1 protein-coding gene is annotated in these 865 nt (G+C 40.1%); it reads left to right on the top strand.

Going from position 1 to position 865, the window contains the following annotated elements:
* The first annotated feature begins 260 nt into the window (after positions 1-260).
* Complete coding sequence (locus tag WA1_RS51990) at positions 261-659, top strand: four helix bundle protein (RefSeq protein WP_017750217.1); 399 nt, start codon at positions 261-263, stop codon at positions 657-659.
* Positions 660-865: the final 206 nt, after the last annotated feature.

Raw genomic sequence — 865 nt, 5'->3', positions numbered from 1 at the left:
CTTGGTTGAGTAAGAATTACGGGTTGGTCAAACTTGAGGAGTGAGGGAGGGAGAGAGTGAGGGAGTGAGGGAGTGAGGGAGTTTGGATTTTGTTTGATGGAAGTATCGGTGGCAATTTTATGGCTTGAATGTTTACCATTTCCATTTGAATTATTTCCTTTTCCATTACTGATATTCATAATTTTTCCTGTATCTATAAATAATGTGTCATTTAGAAATCAATATTGATATATTGTTTGTTATTGCTTTTGAGATAATCCATGGGAAGAGAACATATTAAAAACCATAAAGATTTAGAGGTTTATAAACTAGCATTTGATGCTGCTATGAAAATATTTGAGGAGTCTAAAAAGTTTCCAGTGGAAGAAAGATACTCTTTGACCGACCAAATTCGTCGTTCTTCAAGATCTGTCTGTGCTAACTTAGCAGAGTCTTGGCGCAAGCGTATGTATGAAGCAGCGTTTGTAGCCAAGTTAAGCGACTGTTCGGCTGAAGCAGCAGAAACCCAAACATGGATAGAGTTTGCTGTTCAATGTAAATATTTGGATGTAGAAGCTGGACGCGAGCTTTACAAAACCTATAATTCAATTCTTGCTATGTTAGTTTCCATGATTCACAACTCAGATAAATGGATAATACCTCCCAGTAACAACAAATAACTCTTACTCTCCCTCACTCCCTCCCTCCCTCCCTCCTTCACTCCCTCACTCCTCCCACCGCTTCTTGCTGTTGGTAGAGACAGTAGTACCGTCCCATCATTGCCATCAGTTCTGCATGAGTTCCCTGTTCCACAACCGAACCCTGACTCATCATCAAAATGACATCGGCACTACGGATAGTAGCAAGACGATGGGTGATGAAAAAT

It is taken from the genome of Scytonema hofmannii PCC 7110 (genome assembly GCF_000346485.2).
GTDB lineage: Bacteria > Cyanobacteriota > Cyanobacteriia > Cyanobacteriales > Nostocaceae > Scytonema > Scytonema hofmannii.
The sequence above is the reverse complement of the archived record's forward strand: the minus strand, read 5'-3'. Positions and strand labels throughout refer to the sequence as shown.